The 2,177-nt window shown below is 52.8% G+C and carries 2 protein-coding genes and 1 pseudogene; all 3 read left to right on the top strand.

Going from position 1 to position 2,177, the window contains the following annotated elements:
• Positions 1-957 (top strand): M20/M25/M40 family metallo-hydrolase (locus tag Q7P41_RS10275; protein ID WP_303884034.1); only part of this gene is annotated, 957 nt, incomplete at its 5' end.
• Between the two features lie 8 nt (positions 958-965).
• On the top strand, positions 966-1,994 hold the full coding sequence (locus Q7P41_RS10270; protein ID WP_303884032.1) for a M42 family metallopeptidase: 1,029 nt from the start codon (positions 966-968) through the stop codon (positions 1,992-1,994).
• Positions 1,991-2,177, top strand: a pseudogene (locus Q7P41_RS10265) (M42 family peptidase); the annotation flags it as partial. The gene Q7P41_RS10270 and the pseudogene Q7P41_RS10265, both read left to right, overlap by 4 nt.

Genomic DNA, 2,177 nt, shown 5'->3' with positions numbered 1-2,177 from the left:
GGCTATGAGGACGAAGTCCTAAAGGTCATCGAAGAAAACATCAAACCCTACGTCGATTCCGTAAGAAAGCACAAGATGAACGCGCTTATAGCCGTAAAAAATGGGCAAAACGGCAAAAAGCTTGGGATATTTGCCCATGCTGACGAGATCGGGTTCGTCGTCGCAAAGCTTGAAGAAAGAGGTTTTTTGAGGGTCGAGCCAATCGGCGGCATAGATCCGAAGGTGGTCATCTCCCAAAGGATAAAGATATTCACCAAGCAAGGTGTCGCCACAGGAGTTGTAGGCTTTCTTCCTCCTCACCTCCAAAAAGATGATCAAAAAGATAAGGTCCCCGATTACAACGACATTTACGTCGACGTATCCTGTAGCCCCTTAAGCGAAGCCGTAAGCGTAGGAGACATTTGCGTCATCGAAGGAAGGTGTGCCTCTTTAGGCGACAGGTTCTCGGGCAAGGCCTTAGACAACAGGGCAAGCTGTGCTGCCCTTATCATGGCCGCCAGCAAGCTTGAGATTATAAAAAACAGGGCTGACGTTTATTTCATCTTTTCAAGCCAGGAGGAGATCGCAGGCCCGGGAGCAGTCTCCGTTGCGTACGAGCTTGGGTTGGACGAGGCCATAGTGGTAGACGTCACCCACGGCAATGAACACGTGCCGCAGATGCCCCCGATTAAGATCTCGGAAGGCCCCGTATTGGCAGTCGGGCCCGTCATAAACAGGGAGTTTTACAAGGCCTTATGTGACGTGGCAAAACGTCACGGCGTAAGGACGCAGATCGAGCCGACGCCCGGGAGGTCTCATACCGACACGGACGAGGTACAGCTTACGAGGTCGGGTATAAAGACGGCGCTGGTCTCCATACCGCTCATGTACATGCACACGCCCGTAGAATTGGTCGATCCCCGCGACGTGGAAGAGACCGCACGCCTGCTTGCTTTGGCAAGCACCGTGAACCTGTGATGAAAGGGGTGAAGGCGTTGTACTTAAAGGAGTTATCCGAACTCGACGGCGTCTCTGGAGACGAAGGACGCGTCAGAAAGTTTATAGAAGAAAAGATCAAAGACAAGGTGGACAGCTTAAAGGTCGACGTACTAGGCAACCTGATCGCCTTCAAGAAGGGGACCAGGTCGAACAGAAAGTTCGTCCTGGCTGCCCACATGGACGAGGTCGGCTTCATGGTGACAAACATAGAGGATGACGGAACTTTGTCATTTGGCCCCGTAGGGGGCGTCGATCCCCGTGTCGTCGTTGGAAAGCACGTCAGGATCAATGGAGAGCTGCCCGGAGTCATCGGTTACAAGGCCATACACCTTCAAAAGAAGGACGAGCTTCTGGCCTCGCCCAAATTCGAAAACCTTCGCGTACATATAGGTGCAAGGTCAAAGGAAGAAGCCTCACGTAAAGTGGAATTAGGAGACTACATCTCATTTGCGACGGATTTCAGGCAGGAAAACTCCAGGGCAACGGGCAAGGCCTTCGACGACAGGGCAGGTTGCGCCGTCTTGATGGAGGTAATAGAGCAGGAACAACGTTACGAGGACGACCTGTACTTTGCCTTCCTGGTCCAGGAAGAGCCAGGCCTGCGGGGAAGCGCGGTGCTTTTTGAACAAGTTTGCCCAGATCTTGCCTTGGTCATCGAGGGGACCACGGCAGGAGACGATCCAGGGCTTCCGGAACATCAGTGGGCAACTCGCCTAGGAGACGGCCCGGCCATCACCTTCATGCACAGGGGCTACGTGGTCAATAAAAAGATCTATGAATCCATACTGCGGGTCGCCCAAAAATACGACATCAAACACCAGCCGAAAAGGAGGACTGCGGGCGGAACGGATGCCGCGCGCCTCGCCAAGACCGGCGGGGGAGTGCCGGCCGGGGTAATCTCCGTTCCTGCTCGATATATCCATAGCCCTTTGTCCATGATTGACCTGGGAGATTTTGAAAACACGGTCAAACTGGTCAGCAAAATCTTAGAAGAAGGAGAGGGTTTTGCAAGATGATAGATTTAATCCAGGAACTGACAGAAAGTTACGGCCCCAGCGGCAGGGAAGAGGAGGTCCAAAAAGTCGTCCTTAAATACCTCGAAGGTCACATAGATGGATACAAGTTCGACCCCGTGGGCAATTTACTCGTCTGGAAAAGGGGAAGAGACGACAAAGAGGTGCTTTTAGACGCCCATATAG

Source organism: Acetomicrobium mobile (assembly GCF_937920065.1).
This window is presented reverse-complemented; position numbering and strand designations above follow the sequence as displayed.